The organism is Bartonella sp. CR127HXZ, assembly GCF_042194555.1.
GTDB lineage: Bacteria > Pseudomonadota > Alphaproteobacteria > Rhizobiales > Rhizobiaceae > Bartonella > Bartonella grahamii.
This window is the reverse complement of the sequence record NZ_JBHIMZ010000009.1, coordinates 25267-46462: the sequence shown is the minus strand read 5'-3', so window position 1 is coordinate 46462 and position 21196 is coordinate 25267. Positions and strand designations below refer to the sequence as shown.

Annotated in this window: 17 protein-coding genes; 6 read left to right on the top strand and 11 right to left on the bottom strand. The window is 35.6% G+C overall.

Annotation, left to right across the window (positions count from 1 at the left end; translation table 11 throughout):
- Positions 1 to 255 precede the first annotated feature (255 nt).
- The 4 genes from ACFIKY_RS06440 to ACFIKY_RS06425 form a co-directional block, all read right to left on the bottom strand.
- Entirely contained in the window at positions 256 to 1632 is a 1377-nt protein-coding gene (locus tag ACFIKY_RS06440; protein WP_375635865.1) for an amino acid permease, read from the bottom strand.
- Positions 1633 to 2563: 931 nt separating this feature from the next.
- Positions 2564 to 2926: a hypothetical protein gene (locus ACFIKY_RS06435; RefSeq protein WP_375635864.1), complete on the bottom strand. Its 363-nt coding sequence runs from the start codon at positions 2924 to 2926 to the stop codon at positions 2564 to 2566.
- A 317-nt stretch (positions 2927 to 3243) separates the two neighbouring features.
- Positions 3244 to 4782, bottom strand: a complete 1539-nt coding sequence (gene hutH / locus ACFIKY_RS06430) for a histidine ammonia-lyase (protein WP_375635863.1) — start codon at positions 4780 to 4782, stop codon at positions 3244 to 3246.
- A 910-nt stretch (positions 4783 to 5692) separates the two neighbouring features.
- Positions 5693 to 6505, bottom strand: a complete 813-nt coding sequence (locus ACFIKY_RS06425) for a class I SAM-dependent methyltransferase (protein WP_375635862.1) — start codon at positions 6503 to 6505, stop codon at positions 5693 to 5695.
- Positions 6506 to 6890: 385 nt separating this feature from the next.
- On the opposite strand from ACFIKY_RS06425, the gene ACFIKY_RS06420 reads away from it, so the two are divergent.
- The 4 genes from ACFIKY_RS06420 (at position 6891) to parE (ending at position 11375) form a co-directional block, all read left to right on the top strand.
- The gene (locus ACFIKY_RS06420; protein WP_015856539.1) at positions 6891 to 7517 is read left to right on the top strand and encodes a LemA family protein; all 627 of its coding nucleotides are present in this window, start codon (positions 6891 to 6893) and stop codon (positions 7515 to 7517) included.
- Positions 7517 to 8368, top strand: a complete 852-nt coding sequence (locus ACFIKY_RS06415) for a TPM domain-containing protein (RefSeq protein ID WP_375635861.1) — start codon at positions 7517 to 7519, stop codon at positions 8366 to 8368. Before ACFIKY_RS06420 ends, ACFIKY_RS06415 begins: the two co-directional genes overlap by 1 nt.
- A 121-nt stretch (positions 8369 to 8489) precedes the next feature.
- The gene (gene lipB, locus ACFIKY_RS06410) at positions 8490 to 9227 is read left to right on the top strand and encodes a lipoyl(octanoyl) transferase LipB (protein WP_375635860.1); all 738 of its coding nucleotides are present in this window, start codon (positions 8490 to 8492) and stop codon (positions 9225 to 9227) included.
- Between the two features lie 81 nt (positions 9228 to 9308).
- Positions 9309 to 11375, top strand: a complete 2067-nt coding sequence (parE, locus tag ACFIKY_RS06405; protein WP_375661554.1) for a DNA topoisomerase IV subunit B — start codon at positions 9309 to 9311, stop codon at positions 11373 to 11375.
- 17 nt (positions 11376 to 11392) lie between these two features.
- Here parE and recJ read toward each other — a convergent pair whose 3' ends face one another.
- Positions 11393 to 13177 (bottom strand): single-stranded-DNA-specific exonuclease RecJ, encoded by a 1785-nt coding sequence (gene recJ / locus ACFIKY_RS06400; protein ID WP_375661553.1) that lies wholly within the window; start codon positions 13175 to 13177, stop codon positions 11393 to 11395.
- A 296-nt stretch (positions 13178 to 13473) separates the two neighbouring features.
- Between recJ and rplM the strand changes: the two genes are divergently transcribed.
- Together rplM and rpsI are read left to right on the top strand one after the other, a co-directional pair.
- On the top strand, positions 13474 to 13938 hold the full coding sequence (rplM, locus tag ACFIKY_RS06395) for a 50S ribosomal protein L13 (protein ID WP_375635857.1): 465 nt from the start codon (positions 13474 to 13476) through the stop codon (positions 13936 to 13938).
- A 2-nt stretch (positions 13939 to 13940) separates the two neighbouring features.
- Positions 13941 to 14426, top strand: coding sequence for a 30S ribosomal protein S9 (rpsI, locus tag ACFIKY_RS06390; protein ID WP_015856545.1), 486 nt, complete (start codon positions 13941 to 13943; stop codon positions 14424 to 14426).
- 303 nt (positions 14427 to 14729) lie between these two features.
- Here the strand turns inward: rpsI and ACFIKY_RS06385 are convergent, their stop codons facing one another.
- The 6 genes from ACFIKY_RS06385 to ACFIKY_RS06360 all read right to left on the bottom strand — a co-directional run bounded on the left by ACFIKY_RS06385 (position 14730) and on the right by ACFIKY_RS06360 (position 20987).
- Entirely contained in the window at positions 14730 to 15095 is a 366-nt protein-coding gene (locus tag ACFIKY_RS06385; RefSeq protein ID WP_015856546.1) for a response regulator, read from the bottom strand.
- 432 nt (positions 15096 to 15527) lie between these two features.
- A complete protein-coding gene (locus ACFIKY_RS06380; RefSeq protein WP_375661561.1) occupies positions 15528 to 15887 on the bottom strand; it encodes a hypothetical protein in 360 nt (119 codons plus the stop codon).
- A 733-nt stretch (positions 15888 to 16620) separates the two neighbouring features.
- Positions 16621 to 17409 carry an ABC-2 family transporter protein gene (locus ACFIKY_RS06375; protein ID WP_375635856.1) on the bottom strand — a complete coding sequence of 263 codons (789 nt, stop codon included), beginning with the start codon at positions 17407 to 17409 and terminating at the stop codon, positions 16621 to 16623.
- Positions 17393 to 18217 (bottom strand): ABC-2 family transporter protein, encoded by an 825-nt coding sequence (locus tag ACFIKY_RS06370; protein WP_375635855.1) that lies wholly within the window; start codon positions 18215 to 18217, stop codon positions 17393 to 17395. The genes ACFIKY_RS06375 and ACFIKY_RS06370 overlap by 17 nt, the downstream gene beginning before the upstream one ends.
- A complete protein-coding gene (locus ACFIKY_RS06365) occupies positions 18192 to 19007 on the bottom strand; it encodes an ATP-binding cassette domain-containing protein (protein WP_375661560.1) in 816 nt (271 codons plus the stop codon). Before ACFIKY_RS06365 ends, ACFIKY_RS06370 begins: the two co-directional genes overlap by 26 nt.
- A 996-nt stretch (positions 19008 to 20003) precedes the next feature.
- A complete protein-coding gene (locus tag ACFIKY_RS06360; RefSeq protein ID WP_375635852.1) occupies positions 20004 to 20987 on the bottom strand; it encodes an RluA family pseudouridine synthase in 984 nt (327 codons plus the stop codon).
- Between the last annotated feature and the right edge of the window lie 209 nt (positions 20988 to 21196).

Below are 21196 nucleotides of genomic sequence, written 5' to 3'. Positions count from 1 at the left end.
AAATCCATTTGCGTTGTTAGGCATTTTAACATGAAAGACTTATATTGATTGCAGAGCTCACCATCAAAAAACGCCTAATATTTATATGATTTGGTCATTACCATAAGCAATGGCTCACAAAAACTCCCAAAGTAAAATAATAACGAGCAGATTTTCTTCAATCTAGATTATACTAATCTTTAGAGAATAACAATCAAACAACTCTTCTCCTGATAACATCAGCTATTTGTTTTGAGTTTAATCTCTATTCACATTTTATTGCAGTTTCTTTTGCTTAAAATTATAAAGTTTAAGTGCATAAAAACAAATAACAAGCCAAGCAATCCAACTAAAACCTATAATTAAAACTGGTCGTGTCTCATCAAAATACCATAAGAGAATAAAAATAAAAACCATAAATAAAATAGAAAAAATCGATCCTATTGGCCAAAATGGAATTGGAAATTTTAAACTATTCTGTGCTTCTTTAGGCATCTTAATTCGCATAAAAACTTGTGAAAGTAGAATCATCATCCACACAAAAACTGTCGCGAATGTTGCCATTGCAGCAATAAGAAAAAAAAGCTTTTCATGGTAAAAATAATTAAGGACAGCACCAAGAAGAAAAATACCGAAGATCATCAAAATAACAAAAATTGGTATACCATTTTTTGATAAATATTGAAACTTCTTTAAAGCATAACCTTCCTGCGATAAACCATGTATCATGCGACAAGCACCATACATTCCACTATTCATTGCAGAAATAGCCGCTGTAACAACAACAATATTTAAGATATTTGCCGCATATGAAATCCCAAGATTTTCAAAAATGGATACAAAAGGGCTGTCCATAAGACCAATCTCATTCCAAGGATAAAGTGACATTAAAATAGCTAACGTCATGATATAAAAAAGCAAAATACGAACTGGAGTAGAATTAATTGCCTTTGAAATTGTTTGATGAGGGTTTTGAACTTCCATGACTGCCATCCCAATGATTTCTATACCACCAAAAGCAAAGACAACAACACTAAAGCAAGCTAAAAAACCAAACCAACCATTAGGAAAAATACCACCATTCTTCCATAAATTATGAACAGTAACAGTAGAAGAAACTGCACTTTCACCCCAACCACAAAAAATAATTACTATTCCTAAAATAATCATTGCAATGATAGCAATAACTTTAATAGAAGACAGCCAAAACTCTAGTTCACCATATACTTCTACGGCAGCTAAATTAATACCCGTGATAATTAACGTAATACTAAATGCCCATACCCAAGGAGCAACATCAGGATACCAAAAACCCATATAAGTCGCAAAAGCTGTAATATCAGCCAAACCAACAAGAATCATTTCAAATACATATGTCCATCCCGTTAAAAAACCTGCTAATGGCGATATGTAATTTGCTGCATAACGTGCAAAAGAACCAGGCAATGGATTATGAATAATCATCTCTCCTAAAGCCCGCATAACCATAAAAATAGCTAAACCAGCAATACAATAGGCAATCAAAACACTTGGACCCGCAAGCTTAATTGCCTGTGCAGACCCATAAAAAAGACCTGTTCCAATAGCAGAGCCAAGAGCTAAAAAAATAACTTGGCGCTTACTCATACCTCGTTTCAGTTCATTTCGTGCCATTACTTTCCTTCTTTATTGAAATGTTGACGAAAATCCACACCACAATAACAGCTTTATGATAAATAAAGCCTCATGTTTCTCTTTCGAAGATATACTTTAAAAGCATTCAACAATAGCCTTCCAGGTGCTTTATCCTAGGCAATGAAAAATACTTTTATTGCGAATGATTCAGCTTTTTATAGCCTAAGTTTTGTATCATTTTATTGAAATTACGTGATAATAAAATTTTTTATAATTGTCATTTAACTCATTTTTATATTTTCTATTTTTCTGCAGAAAATGTGGGATTGAATGCAAGATAATGTAAACATTTTTATTCATAAGGATAATTTATTGTTTTATATATTGAATTGGCTCCTCAATATCATAAGATTTTCTCTTTTCCAAACCTGTTCATATTGAAGCAATCAAAACTTTTCGTTTACACATTCTAAGCGAGATTGACGTGTGAATAAAAAACACATAAAGAAAGAAATAAAAATGCCTTTTAATAAACTGTCTCAAGTACAAAAAGCTGTCGAAACTCGGAAAATAGATTATCTGATAGTATCAACTCGTATCTTCGTAACATAAAAAATAATGATGCACTATTAATCTTATACTTTTCACGAGAGTTTTTAGATTATACCAGTCACGGATGCAACCCTGACATGTAAGCTTAAGTATTGAGGAAATATTTTCTTAAAACAAACCCGTGTACGCAAAAAACAACACTGTTTTACATGAGAGGCATAAGCTTCCATTCATCATATGTGTTTTTCAAGGCTATAAATAAAAACCTTAAATTGATATCATCGTATTCAAGAGAAACATGCGTTAAACTTTCTATTAATACCGTATAAACCTTCTATACTTTTTAGTTTGTCACATCATCATAAATTGCATTCAACACCACGTGCACTCATTTTTAAAACCAATTGATATAGCTTAATCAATGATAAAGTGAATCTCGCCATTCCTCAAAGGCGTGAGAAATTTTAGCCCCAGCCCATCTTTTAAAAACTCCAGCCGCTTTAAATACAAGCTTTCCAAGCAAAAGAGCAACTGCGGCAAATATCATCTTTTCAACCTTTGGTCCAACAAGAGAGCGACTATTATTTCCACTTCTTTGATCTGAAACATTCATGATAGCTCCTCTTGTTACCTGAACAAAAATATCTTTCTCCTGTACCCATATAGCAATAAAACCACCCTGTTGAGATCTTCCTCTCCAAAAATTCGCGTGAGCCTCCACAATTTGCGAAAAACAAACAATGATTGCCATTAAAATACATAATAGACGATTTTTAGACATTTATTTTCCCTTTCTCGTGATTTAAAAGTACAAAAATTATAAACTATCTTTTAAAAAGAGAAATACTCAATAGAAATATTAATTTTAGTAAGTAATAATAAATATAATACACTCATTCATAAACTTATCTAAATTAGTTTATATCAAAAGATAAGCGTATTAAAGAGATAATTGTGAATAAACACAATACATAACAGCCAATAAATGGAAAAATATTTATTAATTATTATAAAGATATATTCATCATCTCTCCAATTTTTGTATAAAGAAATCTCATAATTAGGTCTCTCCTTCTCTTTTGAACTCAAAAATAAATATTATTTGGGTTCTAGTGAAGGAAAAATTGTTTCTGGTAAAATAGATAATAAGTGCCCTTCACGCACAAGTATATGTGCTTGATGAAGATCTGGAGCCAGATAGCGATCTTCCTTAAGAGAAGCAACATTTCTGCGTAAACATTCCATAACAGATTGCAAAAAAGCACTTGTTTTTAAAGGTGCACGATATTCAATTCCCTGTGCTGCAACAAGCGTTTCAATGCCAATAAGTGTAAAAAGATTTTCGCTCATTACCAATAACCGACGAGCTCCATGGCAAGCCATTGAAACATGATCTTCTTGATTAGCTGAAGTTGGTGTTGAATCAACGGAAGCAGGATGAGCCATTTGCTTATTTTCAGACATTAAAGCTGCTGCTGTTACTTCAGCAATCATAAAACCTGAATTAAGACCTGCATTATACGCTAAAAAAGCTGGAAGTCCATAAGAAACTGCTGGATCAACCATCAAAGCAATACGCCGTTGAGAAATAGATCCTATTTCACATAAAGCAAGAGCAATCTGATCAGCAGCAAACGCTACAGGCTCAGCATGAAAATTCCCACCTGATACAACTTCACCATTCCTTAAAATCAATGGATTATCTGTAACAGCATTTGCTTCAATAATCAGTGTTTTTGCTGCTGCTAGCAAAATATCAAAACATGCCCCCATGACCTGTGGCTGGCAACGTATACAATAAGGATCTTGTACACGCTCATCACCACGTAAATGTGCTGCACGAATTTCTGAATCCTCTACAAGCTTTTCTAATGTTTTCGATACAGCAATCTGCCCATGATGTCCTCGTAAAATATGGATATCAGGATGAAATGGCGCCGTTGATCCCATAATGGCATCTGTCGTCAAAGCTCCTGCCAGCAATCCACCACACAATGCCCGATAAGCTCGAAAAAGACCGGCAAGTGCAAGAGCTGTTGATGTTTGCGTCCCATTAATAAGAGCTAGACCTTCCTTTGCCTCTAAAATAATAGGGGACAATCCCGCTTTCTCTAATGCAACCGCTCCACTCATACGAATATTTTGAAAAAATGCTTCTCCTTCTCCCATCATAACAGCCGCCATGTGAGCAAGTGGAGCTAGATCACCTGAAGCACCAACAGACCCTTTTTCAGGAATGATAGGAATGACACCCTTTGCAAGCATATTTTCCAGCAAATTTACCAATTCTAGACGAACTCCTGAAGCCCCTCTTCCTAAAGAGATAAGCTTTAAGCTCATTATCAAACGCACAATATTTTCAGCTAAAGGCTCTCCTACCCCACAACAATGGGACAAAATAAGATTTCTCTGTAAAACAGCGACATCGTCCGCATCAATTTTAATAGAAGCCAACTTCCCAAAACCAGTATTAATACCGTACACAGGCTCACTTCCAGCAGCAATTTCAGCAATGCGCTGAGCCCCTTTCTCGATAGCTAAATGCGTGTCATTATGAAGTTTACTCACTTCACCATTAAAATAAATAGCTTCAAGTTCACTAAGCGTCACCTCGCTCGGTTTTAGTATAATAGTCATAATTTACTTTCTTTTTTAATCAAAGTATAATGTTTAGCATTATTGATCCTCCTATAAAACAAAAAAACTATAACGACTCTTTAAAACAAGAATGCTTTCTTAAAGGCATTCCTTACAATGGAGCCATTATCCAAAAGTAGAATAGTTGACGATAAATGAAAATGAAATATTGACAAGCACAACCAAGGTCATGGATTTCAAAAATAGATAACGCATTAATTTATAATCATAATCTAGCATTATTCATATTGAATGAGAAAGCCGAACATCTTAAGATTCTCCCATTCTAAATCCGTGTACGTTGAATCAGTCAAAACCATTCGCTTGCACGTCATAAGCGAGATTGGCGTATGGATAAGACTGTACAAAAAAGAACTAAAAACTCCTCTTATGAACCGTCTCAAAGGCTGTCGCAACATTGGGAGATGATAAAGTGTGTGATGGTGCAGGCTTATTCTTGTGTATGAAGCGTAAAGGGAGGACTCAATGAATTTATCATATGGATATATCATTAAGCTATTCCTACTAAACTTATAAAAATCTTAGATAGATAGCTGCCACAATCTATCATGATTGCAAAAATTAAACTCTATAGAAAATTAAAAAACTTATTTACACATCACAACATAGAAGAAATTAAGCTTATTTACCACTTCTTTGCCACTTCTAAAATTGTATTTAAAGCGCCATATTGAAACCTGAAAAGCACATCTTCAATAAAACCACACAAGGCTCGAGCTAACCCGTTATTTAAAATAAAAATAAGATGTAAGATGTAATAAGATGTCAATTTGAATGCTGAAGAAGAAAAAACTCTCCCTCCTCAAAATCTGCCTTAATAATGCGTTAATCTCCTGAATACCGCCTACTCTGATGTGCTAAAAGAGCAAAAGTAATCATCGATATCGGATTATCCTGCATACATATAGAGCTCACTTCGATACAAAAGCTCCAAATTACCTTGCACTTCATATTTCTTTATCAATGCAACCAATTGCCGCAAATATTCTTCCCCATAGCAAGCAATAGCGCGTTGCGCTTGCGTTGAAGAGCGGCTCATTCCAATAAAAGCTTCAGATGGGATCATCATCATCCAATTGTGCGTATGGAAAAAAATCTTTTCTGGATCTACCCCAAAGCCATCACTCATTTCCTGTAAAAAATCAAAATTACGATAATACCGAGAATAGTTCGGACTCATTTTCTCTAACAATGTCTCATAAGCCTCTAGAAATTCACTATGCTTGAAATCACGATTATTTTGAATAACAGCCATGACACCATTGACTCGAAGTTGATCTGAAACAGAACAAAGCAACTTAGGACGATCCGTCCACTGAAACGCTTGCGCTGCAATGACAAAATCGACCTCACCAATTTGAGGCAATAGGTCTTCGGCACGGCCCTGATACCACTGCACCGTAGGAAATTTTCTTCGCCCCTTCTTAATCATATCTGCCGATACATCGATAGCATGATATTGGTGCTCATTTCCTAAAAATTTAACAATTCCCTCTAATGCGATACCTGTCCCAGCCCCCACATCCACAATGGACAAATGCTTTTTGTTCTTAAAAGGATGGAGCATGGTTTTAAATAAAGTGAGAGGATAGCGAGGACGATAACGATCATAATCATTAGCCAATCCATCAAACTTTTCACTTTGCCGTTGAACACTTTCTATCACAGGATTTTCCCCTCTTTCACAATTACTACCATACATAATTAAAAACCCTTTTTTATCCGATGTATTAAGCATAACTTCTAAAGGAGGGAAAATAAGAACTGCCCTACCTTCTATCTTTCCATAAGATTGATGCTTAAATTTTTCCCTTTTTCAATTGTTATCTGCACGTTGTGAAACACAAAAAATACTACAAAAATATATAATTTTCTGTAATAATAATTGATATGAATATCATTGATCTTTTATAAGATGATCTCTATATTACCATTATTATTTTAATATCAACAAATCACTTAAGCGTGCCTAAAATGCATAGAGATGTCGGTTTATTGATAAATATACCTGTTTATAAAATTTAAAATACTTTCCACCAAAAAGATAAACCCTATATATTACATAAAATATCTGTGGAGGCATCTTTATGTTAAACGTACAAACTTCTTCAATGTTTAAAATATTAAAACAATTTTCAATCGTGATTTTTTTGGCATGGTTAGTCCCATTTTTAAGTGGGTGCGGATTTAATACGATACCAACAAATGAAGAAAAAGCACACGCAGCATGGAGTGAAGTGCTCAATCAATATCAACGTCGTACAGATCTCATCCCCAATCTTGTAGAAACAGTTAAAGCTTACGCAGCTCATGAACAAAGCGTTTTCACAAATGTAATTGAAGCACGTGCAAAAGCAACGCAAGTCAACATTAATGCAGATATGTTGAATAATCCAGAAGTTATGCAGCAATATCTCAAAAATCAAGCAAATTTATCAAGTGCACTTTCGCGGCTTATGGCTGTTGTCGAAAACTATCCGGATCTTAAAGCAAACCAGAACTTTCTTGCTCTTCAATCACAATTAGAAGGAACAGAAAACCGAATTTCCGTTGCACGCCGCGATTATATTGAAACAGTACGTGCCTACAATACTGCACTCAAAACAATGCCGACGATGATTTGGGCAAAGCTATGGTTTCGTGATGCTAAACCTATGCCTACTTTTACCATCGATACTGATAGCCAACAAACACCAAAGGTTAATTTTAATTAATGAAAATATTTCAACACTCTATACAACGTCGTACTTTTCTACGTTTATGGGTTCCTTTGAGTATTCTATATTTGATCATTGCATTGGGGAATGTCACTTACGCACACACTAAGTTTCCTCCCTTAACCGGCCATATCAACGATATGGCTCATTTACTTGATCATGCAACACAAAGAAATTTAACGGAAAAGCTAGCTACACTCGAAGAGAAAACAGGAGATCAAATCGTTCTTGTGACGCTCCCTACTCTTTCGGGCAATGATATAGAAACATACAGCAATTCTCTTTTTCGTACATGGAGATTAGGTCAAAAACAAATCAATAACGGCATATTAATCGTCATTGCACCAAATGAACGCAAAGCACGTATTGAGGTAGGCTACGGTCTGGAAGGAGAACTAACAGATGCCATTTCCTCTGTCATTATTAATAGCTTCATGATTCCTAATTTTAGTGAAGGAAATTATCAAAAAGGAATTGTCGAATCCGTTCACGCAATTATCAAAGTGATCACACAAAGTGATGCTGATTTTTCTTTTCGAATCAATCAAAAAGCTAAAGCTGTTGAAGAACAACGCAAACAAGCTGAAAAAGAAGAAATGATTATAAATACAATCACGTTTCTCATTCTCTTTATAGTCGTTGGTTTGCCCATTCTTGCTATGATTTTTGGTAAAAAAATAGGTCCACGAAAGTATCTTTGGCTGGGTATTGTCTTCACACCTTGGTTTTTAAACTTAAATGCGAGCGGTAGAGGTTCTGGTAGAATCTTTGGCGGACCTTCAGGGGGAGGAGGATTCAGAGGTGGTGGTGGATCATCAGGTGGTGGCGGTGCAACAGGAAGATGGTAAAACGAGCATAATGATTTTTTTAATAAAATTCATTGCACTTCTTATAAATATCTCTTAATCCTGTTCTTTTTTTATTTTTCTGATTACAATACAAACTCAAACATCAAGATAAATATTACCAATGACATTTGAATTAAAACATACGGATCGTAATCACTTATCACATCATTTTAATGCAATTCTAGGAAATCCACCCGTTGAATGGAAGATAAGTAATCATCTAGTTGAGTATCCTGAAGCTCTGCGTTATATGCAAGAACGTGTAGAAAAAATTCTTGCAAAAACCGCGCATGAACAAGTTTGGCTTCTTGAACACCCTTCCCTTTATACAGCAGGGACGAGTGCAAATAAAAAAGATCTTTTGGCGCCTAATTTATTTCCTGTTTATGAAGCAGGACGTGGAGGTGAATTTACATATCACGGTCCAGGACAGCGTATTGCTTATATCATGCTTGATCTTAAACGCCGAAAACAAGACATTCGTGCTTTCATTAGTGCATTAGAAGAATGGATCATACAGATGCTTGCAAACTTTAATATTAAAGGCGAACGCAGAGAAGATCGCGTTGGTGTCTGGGTTAAACAGTCTCATTGCCCATCAAAACAAAATGATCTTTCTTCCGAAGATAAAATTGCAGCTATTGGCATTCGAGTGCGCAAATGGATAAGTTTTCATGGAGTTTCTATCAATGTTAATCCTAATTTAGCCCATTATTCAGGAATTGTTCCTTGTGGAATTACAAACCACGGTGTAACAAGCTTTCTTGATCTAGGTTACCCTGTAACAATGCATGATATTGATATTGCTCTCAAACACGCCTTTGAACAAATTTTCGGTCCAACAATTGATGTTTCCTAAGTGCATTGATTTTTAAATAAAAAACAGGCATAAAATTACTTTAATAAATATTTTATTTTATGAGGTAGATAGTTAAACGCTATGAGCGATAACAAAAAGGATCTTTTTAGTGTTTTAAATAAAGCCCAATCTCGGGTAAATACAAAAGAAAACACTCTGCAGTCTCCAATGAAATCAAAAGCGATGATTTCAAAAAAAAGTGCAAAAGATACGCAAGAAGATGACTATAATGCCCTCTCTATTCGAGTGCTTGAGGGTTTAGAGCCCATACGTTTACGCCCTGGAATGTATATTGGTGGAACAGACAGTAAAGCGCTTCATCATTTATTTGCCGAAATTATTGATAACGCAATGGATGAAGCTGTTGCGGGTTATGCAGATTTTATTGAGGTCTCATTAGATAGGAACGGTTATATAACCGTTACAGATAATGGACGTGGTATTCCTGTCGAAAATCATCCTCAAATGCCTGAGAAATCTACTCTTGAAGTTATTATGACACAACTCCACTCAGGGGGAAAATTTGATGGAAAGGCTTATCAAACTGCGGGTGGGCTTCATGGAGTAGGAATTTCTGTTGTCAATGCTCTTTCTGATGATATGGAAGTTGAAGTTGCACGAGAACGAAAACTTTACCGCCAACGTTTCTCACGCGGTATTCCTCAATCTGGATTGGAAGATCTAGGAGATGTTTATAATCGTCGTGGTACGCGCGTTCGTTTTCATCCTGATCGTGAAATTTTTGGTGAAAAAGCAGCTTTTGATCCAGAAAAAATCTATAAGATGGCATGCTCCAAAGCTTATCTTTTTGGTGGCGTAAAAATTCGCTGGACTTGTGATCCCGTCATACTTGAAAGCGCAAAAAATATTCCTGAAAAAGCTGTTTTTCATTTTCCCAATGGGCTTAAAGACTATTTACTCTCGTCACTAAAAGATGAATATCGAGTAACATCAGAAGTTTTTTCTGGCAAAACACAACAAAATAATGGCCATGGCTCCGTTGAATGGGCTATTGCTTGGCATGGTGGTGATTCTTGTGTGCAATCTTACTGCAATACGATTCCTACAGGAGAAGGCGGAACACACGAAATAGGATTACGTCAAGCTCTTTTGCGTGGATTGAAATCCTACGCTGAGTTAATAGGAAACAAGCGCGCAACAATTATTACGTCTGACGATATTATGATTTCAACAGCCGCAATACTTTCAGTCTTTATCAGTAACCCTGAATTTGTTGGACAAACAAAAGATCGATTAGCAACCATTGAAGCACAGCGTATCGTTGAGAATGCAATCCGCGATCCTTTTGATCATTGGTTAGCAAATTCCCCGCAAGAAGCAACAAAACTTCTCGATTGGGTTATTGAACGTGCTGAAGAACGTGTTAAACGACGCCAAGATAGAGAAATAAGTCGAAAAACTGCTGTCCGTAAATTACGTCTGCCCGGTAAACTTGCAGATTGTAGCCAGAACCATGCTGTGGGTGCTGAACTATTCATTGTTGAAGGGGATTCTGCAGGAGGATCTGCTAAACAAGCAAGAAATAGAGCAAACCAAGCAATTTTACCTCTTCGTGGTAAAATCTTAAATGTCGCCAGTGCTGCACATGAAAAAATGAACTCAAGCCAAACAATTAGCGATCTTATCCTTGCTCTTGGATGTGGAACACGCTCCAAGTATCGTGAAAAAGATCTCAGATATGAACGTATTATCATCATGACAGATGCTGATGTTGATGGTGCTCATATTGCGTCACTGCTCATTACCTTCTTCTTTCAAGAAATGCCTGACCTTATTCATCAGGGACATTTATATCTCGCCGTCCCTCCCCTTTATAGAATATCGCAAGGAGGAAAAGTTGCTTATGCTCGTGACGACATTCACAAGGATGAATTACTCAAAACTGAATTTACTGGAAAAGCTAAAGTCGAAATCGGGCGTTTTAAAGGGCTGGGTGAAATGCGCGCGGAACAACTTAAAGAAACGACTATGCATCCTCAAAAACGTACATTGCTTCGTGTTTCTATTGATGCCGTGGAAATGCAAGAAACGAAAAAGACTGTAGAAAGTCTCATGGGAACAAAACCAGAAGCACGATTTCGTTTCATACAAGAAAATTCTACTTTTGCTTCTAATCTAGACATCTAATGTAAAAAATATCCCTTTCAAACCACTGCGGCTGCGTCAATCACACGCAGTTGCGGATTGGTCGTTCCATTCCAATAATTCAAACTAAGATGACCAGCTAAATGAATCATCTCACCAATATTTTCAAAAAGAAAATCACCAAGCGATGTCCCTACAGCACGAAAAGCTATTCCTTGCAGTTTTTTTCCTTCAACATTAGATACAATGAGGCGAAGATGTCCTTTACCAACTTCAGATAGATTCACCAATCGATGAGAGGGAAGAACAAAAACAGGTGTTGCATTCCCTGTCCCAAATGGCCCTGCTTTTTCAAGCAACTCAAACAGCGCTTCATTAACACCAGAAGCAGAAAGAGAACCATCTATACTAAGAGACTTTTTAGCATGCAACTCAGAAACCCTTAAAGAAACTTTTTCTTCTAGCCATTTTCGAAAGATTTCAATTTTTGTTGATTGAATTGTAATTCCTGCTGCCATACTATGTCCCCCTCCTTTTTCTAATAAATTTAATGTAACAGCTTCACGAACGAGTGCTCCTAAATCTATACCATTAATTGAACGTCCCGACCCTACGCCATTTCCATCTTCTTTTAAAGCAATAGCAAAAACAGGACAAAAAAAACGCTCTTTGAGACGGGAAGCAAGAATACCAATAATTCCCGGATGCCATTCTTTATGAGAAATTACAAGTGACAAGGGTATTTCTTGATCTTGATAAAGAGAAGCAATATAAGATTCCGCTTGTGTTAATTGAATGTTCTCCATTTCTTGGCGTTCTTGATTAAGCCGATCTAATTGTTCTGCTATTCTGTCCGCTTCATCTTTATTCTCACAGCTAAGCAAACGTGCTCCCAAAGCTTGATCACCAATGCGCCCTCCTGCATTAATTCTAGGACCTAACAAAAAACCAAAATGAAAACTATTAAGCGGCTCCCCTATTCGTGCAACCTTTGTTAAAGCTGTTATTCCTGGATTATGCATAGAACGAGCAACTTGAAGCCCTTTTATCACAAAAGCACGGTTAACCCCCTGTAATGGAACGACATCACATATGGTTGCCAATGCAACAAGATCAAGCATACTTAAAAGATCAGGCAGCTGCCCTTGGAATTGTTTTTTCCGCAGCAAATGATGAACCCAAGCTAACGTAACAAAAACAACGCCCGCTGCACATAAATGCCCCTGTTTAGAAAAATCATCAGGACGATTAGGATTGACAAGAGCAACGGCTTCTTGATGAATCTCTGACATTTGATGATGATCTAAAATCACAACATCAGCACCAGCAAGCCTCGCTGCTTTTACCGCATCTGGGCTGTTTGCGCCACAATCAACAGTGATAATTAACCGAGCACCTTCTTGCACAAGCATCCTCATTGCTTGTTCATTCGGACCATAGCCTTCAACAATACGATCAGGAATATAAATTTTGACTTCAATACCAAAATAACGAAAAAAACGCGCTATGAGTGCTGAAGAACAAGCACCATCAACATCATAATCACCAAAAACAGCAACCTGTTCTTGATTGAGAAGAGCCTTAACAATACGCTCTGCAGCGCATTGCATATCCCTAAAACTTTCTGGATCAGGCATAAGCGTACGTAATGTTGGATTAATAAAAGCAACAGCCTCAGCTTCATCCACATCTCTTGCTGAAAGTACTCGAGCTAACTGATCTGGAAAACCAAATTTTTGAGAAATAGCGCGCGCATTATTTATCCCTTGAACATCAAGGGCATCTAACCAAGCTTGACCACAAGCAGAAGATTCAACATTCAGAAAATAACGAGACCACTGCATTATTGCTCATTCTATAATGAAGAAAGATAAAATACAATCATGCGGTAAAGATAAAATAGTCTTTTGCAACATTCATTTTAAGTTTAAATGGTACACAAACTTCTTTTAATGAGGTATTATAATACCATTCTCATAACATATTGTTTTATAAAGTTTTTATTTTCTCTTGACGTCAATCAAAAGACATTATATCAGAGCAAGTAGTATGCGTTAAATATTTCGCTATGGTAACAATTTTCAACGCAAAACAGTAAAAATTCCCTTATATTAAAAGGGTTCTAATAAAGGATACTTCTATGGCAACTTTTTCACAAAAGCCAACTGAAGTGGTGAAAAAATGGGTTATTATTGACGCAGAAAACCTTGTTTTAGGTCGTCTTGCCACATTTGTTGCTAACCGCTTACGTGGCAAACATAAAGCTACATTTACTCCACATGTTGATGATGGTGACAACGTTATTGTCATTAATGCAAATAAAATAGCTCTCACTGGCAAAAAATATACGGATAAAAAATATTATTGGCATACCGGCTATATTGGTGGAATCAAACAACGTACAGCACGTCAACTTCTTGAGGGGCGTTTTCCCGAACGCGTTATTGAAAAAGCGGTAGAGCGCATGATTCCTCGTGGTCCCCTTGGTCGCCGTCAATTGAAGAATCTACGTGTTTACGCTGGAAGCCAACATCCACATGAAGCACAACAGCCTGAATCTCTTGACGTTGGTGCTTTAAACCGCAAAAACAAAAGGATTGCTTGATTATGGCTGAAATTAATTCTCTTTCTGAGCTTAGCATAGTAACAAGTATTACAGAAACACATGAAAATGTTGTTCCTGTCCACGTGCAAAAGCTTGATTCACAAGGACGTGCTTATGCAACAGGAAAGCGTAAAGACGCTGTTGCACGCGTATGGATTAAACCAGGTTCTGGAAAAATCACGATCAACAATAAGGAATTTGACAAATATTTTGCTCGTCCTGTTCTTAGAATGATTCTTCGTCAACCAATTGTTGCAACAAACAGGGATACCCAGTTTGATATTATTGCAACCGTTGCAGGTGGTGGTCTTTCCGGACAAGCTGGTGCAGTGCGCCATGGCATTTCCAAAGCTTTAACCTATTACGAACCAGAACTTCGCTCAATCTTGAAAAAAGGTGGTTTTCTCACCCGTGATAGCCGTGTTGTTGAACGTAAAAAATACGGTAAAGCAAAAGCACGTCGTTCTTTCCAATTCTCAAAGCGTTAATTTCATTTTTTGTACAATGCATAAAGCCTCGGACAAAAACGGGGCTTTTTTAACTGCTAAAACAGATTTTTAGTAGAGAAAAATTTACACCGGTTAGAAGAAAACAAGAATGCAAAACAACCGATTCTCCTTAGACAAGAGCTAAAAAATAGATCAAAAAATTCAAAAGCTCAGTTTCAATTTTTAAAAACTTGTATTTTTTTAATAGACATATCCACGTGCTAGAATACAAAATATCTGTAATATAACTTTAGTTATCTCATAAGCTTTCCAATGTCTTTTTCTATCATTACTTAACAAGCTTCAATCCAAGAAATGCTTTACCATTGTGATAAAATGCGGGACAGAAATAGGTTTTGACATATATTCTTCACATCCACTTGCACGAATTCGTTCTTCATCCCCTTTCATAGCAAAGGCTGTTACAGCAACAACGGGAATCGATCTTAGTTCTTCATCTTCTTTTAATTGTTTAATAACATCTATTCCAGAGACCTCTGGCAACTGGATATCCACAAGGATAAGGGATGGCATTGATGAACGCGCCAAATCTAATGCCATAAGACCATTCCGCGTTTCAATGGTTTCATAGCCACTCGCTTCTACGAGATCACGGAATAGCTTCATATTAAGCTCATTATCTTCCACGATCATGACTTTTTTTGACATTAGTATAACTTCCACCCTTCTTAAACAAAATAGGAATGAATCTACATTCTCTTTGCTTAAGATAAAATGATAAAAAAAATTGTAAACCACAAATAGTTGTAAGATTGTATTACCGTATATTTTTTGAGTTAATATGCAAAGTTTATGGATATCTCAATTAATGCATTCGCGTTTTCATCATAAAAAAATATCAGCCACAAACTTAGCTCAAATGCGTATTTTAAAGAGGAAAAAATTTAAGTAGTCTTTAAAATAGCTGATTAGTTAAATTTAATGTGCCATATACTGCCATCCCCCAAACAATATCTTAAGGATAAACTTATCAATATCATTAAGAGTAAAATATAAATAAACCGTGATTAAATATCACGGTTTATTTATATAAAATATTCAACAACAGAATAATTCAAAGTTCATCAAGTAAAATATCTTTTAATTCAAAGCCCATGCACTATAAGCAAAAGCATCGAATGTTCTTCCACCTATCGTTCTTCCGGGACTCGGTGGCTTTCTAGTAAAGAAATATACAAGATATGCGATTAAACCAAAAATCGCTGCCTCCATCCCCATTAAACCCGCGACTTTTTGGACATTTTTCTCAGCCCCTTGTCTTCCAAATTGGCTAATAATCATATCAACAGCTTTAATAACTCTATTTTCCTGTGTCATTACAGAAATGAAACCAGCATTTTGAAATCTACCATTTAAAGAATCGGCATTGGCTCCTAAAACCTGTGAAAAGAAAATAGCGACTGCAACCACACATACTATACAATGCTTAAATATTTTCATCATAACCACCTATTGACAATGTTTAATAAAATAAATTTTCTTTACCGCCCCCTCTAAATAGAAAACATTACGTCATCTATAGATAAAGTATATTTATCTTCTTATAATAAAAAATATAATACAAAACTTTAATTAATAATTTTATTTTAATTGCTATTTTTATATTATATTACATTTACAACATATCCGTTACATGTTTATTTTAGGCTTGTCAATTATTTTATTTGTGTTTTTATTGTATAATTTAATGTTAAAATGTATTAAATTATAATTATTTTATTGTTTTTATTATAATTTTAGCTTTATTGCCGTAAATATTATTATGATATTATAGTATAAAAAATACCAACGTGTTGTTTTTTAGTTACACGTACTGTTTTTTATTTTTTATATAATATAGTAAGATAAATATTTTAAAAATTTACAGAAAACAAAAAAATACTTTATTGAAAGATTCTGATAAAATTATTTGCATTATTATAAATTAGGAAGAAATAGCTGTCCTAGTAAAAAAAATTAGCGTAAACTCCAGCTTAGCTCTTTGATTGAAAAAGCTAAATCAGATACAATAAGAGATAACTTTTGGTGAACGCGCCAAATCTAATGCCATAAGGACATTACACATTTTGACGATTTCACAGCCTCTCGTTTCTACAAGAACGCGGAATAATTTTAATAAAGTTCTTTAATAAAGTTCATTGTCTTCCACGATTATAACTTTCTGACTTTTATATCATCCCCCTAATCCATTAAATTTACGAATTGTTTTTTTTAAACTTATGAAAGTCATAGCAATAAAAAGAAAAGTACTCAACAGAAGATATCCAATATTCCATTCGCCTTTACCAAATAACAGTGAAACGGGCAAAGAAGCAGAAAAAGCCATAGGAAGCATAAACAAAAACCATTTTACGATGCTTAAAGGATAAATGCCTATTGGTACAAATGACAGTTCGTAAATCATTTCATGAAAATATTCGACAGGCATCTTACGGCTAATAATAAATGTTATAAAATTAAACATCATGAAAAAACAAATATTGACGATAAAAACACAAAATATTGCAACAATAAAAGAGATCCATCTGAGCTTAAGATCGGATATATTCGGTAATGATACAAATAAATAGGCACTAACATAAAGAACAAAGAGCTTGATCAGATTAAGTGGTTTACACCAACCAAACAACATCAACAACCAGATTGAAACAGGCTTTATCAAGTATGGCTCAATTTTACCATCCGCTACTTTTTCAAAAAATGTTTCAATAGAATTAGTAAAAATATTCAAAAATATTCCAAGTAAAACAAAGACAACAAAGATAAAATGAATTTCATCTGTGCTATAGTTACCGATCTTTCCTGAAAAAGAAGATATTCTATCAATAAATATGAATTGAATAAAATAATAGCATAGAGAAAGAATAAACTCCCCAGCCAAATTCTTACCATAAACAATCTGTCGGCGGATATTCAGGCTGATAAAATGAAGGATTATTTTCATCTCAACCACCCGCTCCATTATATGCTTTCATTCCTTTATTCCAAGCAATATAAATTAAGAATAAAAGACACAAAATATAAGTAAAACTTCCGAAAATAAACTGCTGAAACAACGCTAAATTTTGCGTCGCGAAAAACTCGGCAGGAGCTGATATCATGAAACGATAAGGATTAAATTGCATAAGCGGAATAAGCCATACCGGCCAAAAAGATGGTGGTAAAAGAACACCCCCAAGAAGCGCTGAACTGAGAATACTGAAAGAGAGTAATATATTGTACTCAATCACCAAAAAGCTTAATAAGGCAATTCCAAAAGAGATTAAAAAACAAAGCAATTGTGATAGAATAACAATGAGAAAAAAGAATAGAAAAGCGATGACCAATCCCAGAATATTTTCATAGGATGAAACAAGCTTAACAACAAAAAGAGCCAATAACGGGATGCTATATAATACACTCTCCCCTAAAAAAGTAAAAAGCATTTGTGTCATATAACTGAAGGGCTTTGTAAGATATACTTCTAATTGACCTTCTTTAACATGATGAGAGAAAAACTTAATCACATTATAACCATTATTTAAGCGTCCTAGGACTAAAGCAAAAGCATAATAATACATCATATCATGAAAGCTAAAGCCATTTATGGTGTTGCCCATATCAGAGAAAAGTGCATTCCATAATAGAAGTTGAATAACAAATGGCGAAAGTGTCCCAATGATAATATCGGTAAAAAACATTACTCTATCACTTAGAACAGTGAGTAATCCATTCTTGGCAAAAAGAAACATACCAAAGCAGTGGTTAGATAAATTCTTTAAATTTAACACGGAGCATCTCTTCAAGCGAGGGAGTGGATACAGAGAACGTACAGTTCAGTTCGGTTGTAATTTCGCGTACAAAACGCGCAAAATCCTCACGGGGCAGCGAAACCTCCAGCGAGCATTCTTCAGCGTTAAAGTGCTTATCCTTTAAAGAAGTAGATGATTTCAACGCAATCTCATCAATTTTTTCTACAACAGTTGAAGATGTAGCTACGTGTTCACAAAAAAGCGTCATTCTCACCAAAGAAGGAATGACATTTTTAAGCGCTTGAAGATTGCCATGAAACTGTTTCTTTCCCTTATGCAAGAGAATAATATCATCAACGTATCCATCAATATCTCCCATATCATGACTCGTGATGATATACCCTGTGCCGCGCTCCCTTTTCAGTTTTTTAAGAAGCTCCCTGATTTCATGCTTAGATGTAATATCAAGACCAATACTTGGCTCATCGAGAAACAACAGTTTAGGTCTAAAGGAGAGATTAAATGCCAATTCACTTTTCACTCTCTCACCCAGACTAAGCATCCGCACTGGCTTATCCATAATATGCTCAAGACCCAGCAACTCTGTAATCTCTCTAAGATCACGGGTAAAAGAGGCGCGTTCAAGACCATATAATGGTCGAACCATATCCAGACTGTAGCGTAAGGGTAAATCCCACCACAAACAATTCTTGTGACCAAAGACCACACCCAAAGACTTGAACAGATCTTTTTTTGCTTTATAAGGATCAACACCAAGGACTTTAACACATCCCTCATCAGCATATTGTATACCAGAAAGTATTTTAATCAGTGTCGATTTACCCGCTCCGTTAGGGCCAAGAATTGCTAATGATTGCCCTGAAAGAGGGTAAAACTCATATCTTTTAACACATGATGATTTGTATAAACCGGCTTGAAGAGAGAAACCACCTTGTTTTTAAAACCAATTCCTCTGTCAATGTTGCGATATATTTTTGAGACGTTATTAACGTCAATCAATAATGATCCCATCAGTCACTCCTAATTTCAACTTATTCCCCCTTTGAATGTTCCCATAATAAATATCTGTTTTTGTTCACTAGACAAAACAAAAGTGTTCAAGCCCTCCTTAGAGCAATAAAACGCACCTGACGTTTTATCTCCATTTTTTTGTCTAGATATTTTTTCAATGTGATGAGTTCACTTCAATGAAGCATTAAGATACTAAAAACTTATTTCTTCTTTCATGAAAGACAATCTTTTGGATAAACTAAGTAAGTAGAAAAATAATTGCTCATTGAAAGAAGAACTTTGCTAATAAACCTTCATATAAACAAAGATACAAAGCATAAATCTATACTATAAGCATATCAAACAACATTGATAACAAACCAAACTTCCTTGACCACAGGAATTCTTTGAGAAGATGCTTTTCCTAAGCATTACTATAAAATGCCTCAATTATCTCCCATAAAAAAATTAAAATTGCCCTCACTATTTTAGTAAATATCCTTCAGACTTTATCTAACCCATCTCCCTCAACAGACAAACCTTCCCAATATATGACCTCTATAGATAATTCAAAGGAGCAGCTTCATCAACTCAGATTATTAATAACATACCATATCCAAAAATAACAATACAATCTATATGGATAAAGAGCTATAGAAAGAAAACTTATGATATTCGAAAATTTCATCACTCAAAAACACAATTTTTTCATAGCGATTGACTTATCAAAAACTTTCTCCAAATGATGCCCTATTCATCTTATCAAATTTATAGACAGAATTTGTATCAATCAAAAAGAACAAATGAAATTTCTTTACTCTGTTTCAGCATCACTCTCATTAAAAGACAAAAGATTAAAACTTTGGACCATATGAGGTGGTAAAGGTGCAACAATATCCAATATTCCTCCTGAAGGATGAGGAATACGAATACGACGTGCATGAAGATGAAGACGGTTTTGAATTCCTCCTGGTAATGTCCAATTACTATCAGAAAAAAAATATTTTGTATCGCCAATGATCGGATGATCCATATAGGCAGCATGCACACGAAGCTGATGTGTTCTCCCTGTATAGGGTTCCATTTCAAGCCACGAAAGAGCCCGCCCTCGCGTATCTAAAACGCGATAGTAGGAAACCGCATGATGTGAATCTGGCTCCCCATGTTCACAAACACGCATTTTATCACCTTGTGCAGTCATTTCCTTAACCATCCACGTTGAAATTTTGTCCTGCTTTTTTTTAGGCACGCCCCGAACCAACGCCCAATAAGTCTTTTTTGTTTCTCGCGCTCTAAAAGCAGCTGTTAAGGACTGAGCCGCTCCCCTTGATCGCGCAACAATAAAGACACCCGACGTCTCACGATCAAGACGATGAACCAAACGCGGCTTTTCACCTTTTTTATTGCGCCATACCTCAAGCATACTATCCATATGACGTGTTAAACCAGAACCTCCTTGTACAGCCAACCCAGCTGGCTTGTTAAAAACAAATACCTTTGGATCTTCATAAAGCAGCATTTTTTTCAAAACGGTTTCATCATCCTGCCCACGAAGTGTTTTATCCGTTATTGAAAGATTTTCCTTGTCACTAATAGGGAGAGGTGGAATACGAACAGCTTGCCCCATACAAAGACGCGTATCGGCTTTAACACGTCCACCATCAAGCCGTATCTGACCAGAACGCAACAATTTCTGCAAAGCTCCAAAACCAAGTCCTGGATAATGCACTTTAAACCAGCGATCTAAGCGCATTCCATTTTCATCTACCTCAACTTTTTTTATTTCTACGCCTGCCATGAAAATTCCCTTACCTGTTAATTTTCTCTGCCCAAAATTTTTTACCTGATAATTTTATTGATCTGTTTTGCGCCTTTATAAACACAAAAATTCATATTTTAGTTGGCTTTATCACACCATATTACAGTTAGTATCCAAAATTGCCTTTTCTTAACGGTCAAATTCTATTAGCTAAAAACTAAGCGTTATAAAAATCAACAGCCTTTACG

What these genes read in the sequence shown, in the direction of transcription:
- ACFIKY_RS06425 (WP_375635862.1), bottom strand. Translation starts at nt 6,505, where the DNA reads ATGTATGGTAGTAATTGTGAAAGAGGGGAAAATCCTGTGATAGAAAGT.
- ACFIKY_RS06380 (WP_375661561.1), bottom strand. Translation starts at nt 15,887, where the DNA reads ATGAAAATATTTAAGCATTGTATAGTATGTGTGGTTGCAGTCGCTATT.
- rpsI (WP_015856545.1), top strand. Translation starts at nt 13,941, where the DNA reads ATGGCTGAAATTAATTCTCTTTCTGAGCTTAGCATAGTAACAAGTATT.
- ACFIKY_RS06440 (WP_375635865.1), bottom strand. Translation starts at nt 1,632, where the DNA reads ATGGCACGAAATGAACTGAAACGAGGTATGAGTAAGCGCCAAGTTATT.
- hutH (WP_375635863.1), bottom strand. Translation starts at nt 4,782, where the DNA reads ATGACTATTATACTAAAACCGAGCGAGGTGACGCTTAGTGAACTTGAA.
- ACFIKY_RS06435 (WP_375635864.1), bottom strand. Translation starts at nt 2,926, where the DNA reads ATGTCTAAAAATCGTCTATTATGTATTTTAATGGCAATCATTGTTTGT.
- ACFIKY_RS06420 (WP_015856539.1), top strand. Translation starts at nt 6,891, where the DNA reads ATGTTAAACGTACAAACTTCTTCAATGTTTAAAATATTAAAACAATTT.
- ACFIKY_RS06360 (WP_375635852.1), bottom strand. Translation starts at nt 20,987, where the DNA reads ATGGCAGGCGTAGAAATAAAAAAAGTTGAGGTAGATGAAAATGGAATG.
- ACFIKY_RS06415 (WP_375635861.1), top strand. Translation starts at nt 7,517, where the DNA reads ATGAAAATATTTCAACACTCTATACAACGTCGTACTTTTCTACGTTTA.
- ACFIKY_RS06375 (WP_375635856.1), bottom strand. Translation starts at nt 17,409, where the DNA reads ATGGAGCGGGTGGTTGAGATGAAAATAATCCTTCATTTTATCAGCCTG.
- ACFIKY_RS06385 (WP_015856546.1), bottom strand. Translation starts at nt 15,095, where the DNA reads ATGTCAAAAAAAGTCATGATCGTGGAAGATAATGAGCTTAATATGAAG.
- recJ (WP_375661553.1), bottom strand. Translation starts at nt 13,177, where the DNA reads ATGCAGTGGTCTCGTTATTTTCTGAATGTTGAATCTTCTGCTTGTGGT.
- rplM (WP_375635857.1), top strand. Translation starts at nt 13,474, where the DNA reads ATGGCAACTTTTTCACAAAAGCCAACTGAAGTGGTGAAAAAATGGGTT.
- parE (WP_375661554.1), top strand. Translation starts at nt 9,309, where the DNA reads ATGAGCGATAACAAAAAGGATCTTTTTAGTGTTTTAAATAAAGCCCAA.
- lipB (WP_375635860.1), top strand. Translation starts at nt 8,490, where the DNA reads ATGACATTTGAATTAAAACATACGGATCGTAATCACTTATCACATCAT.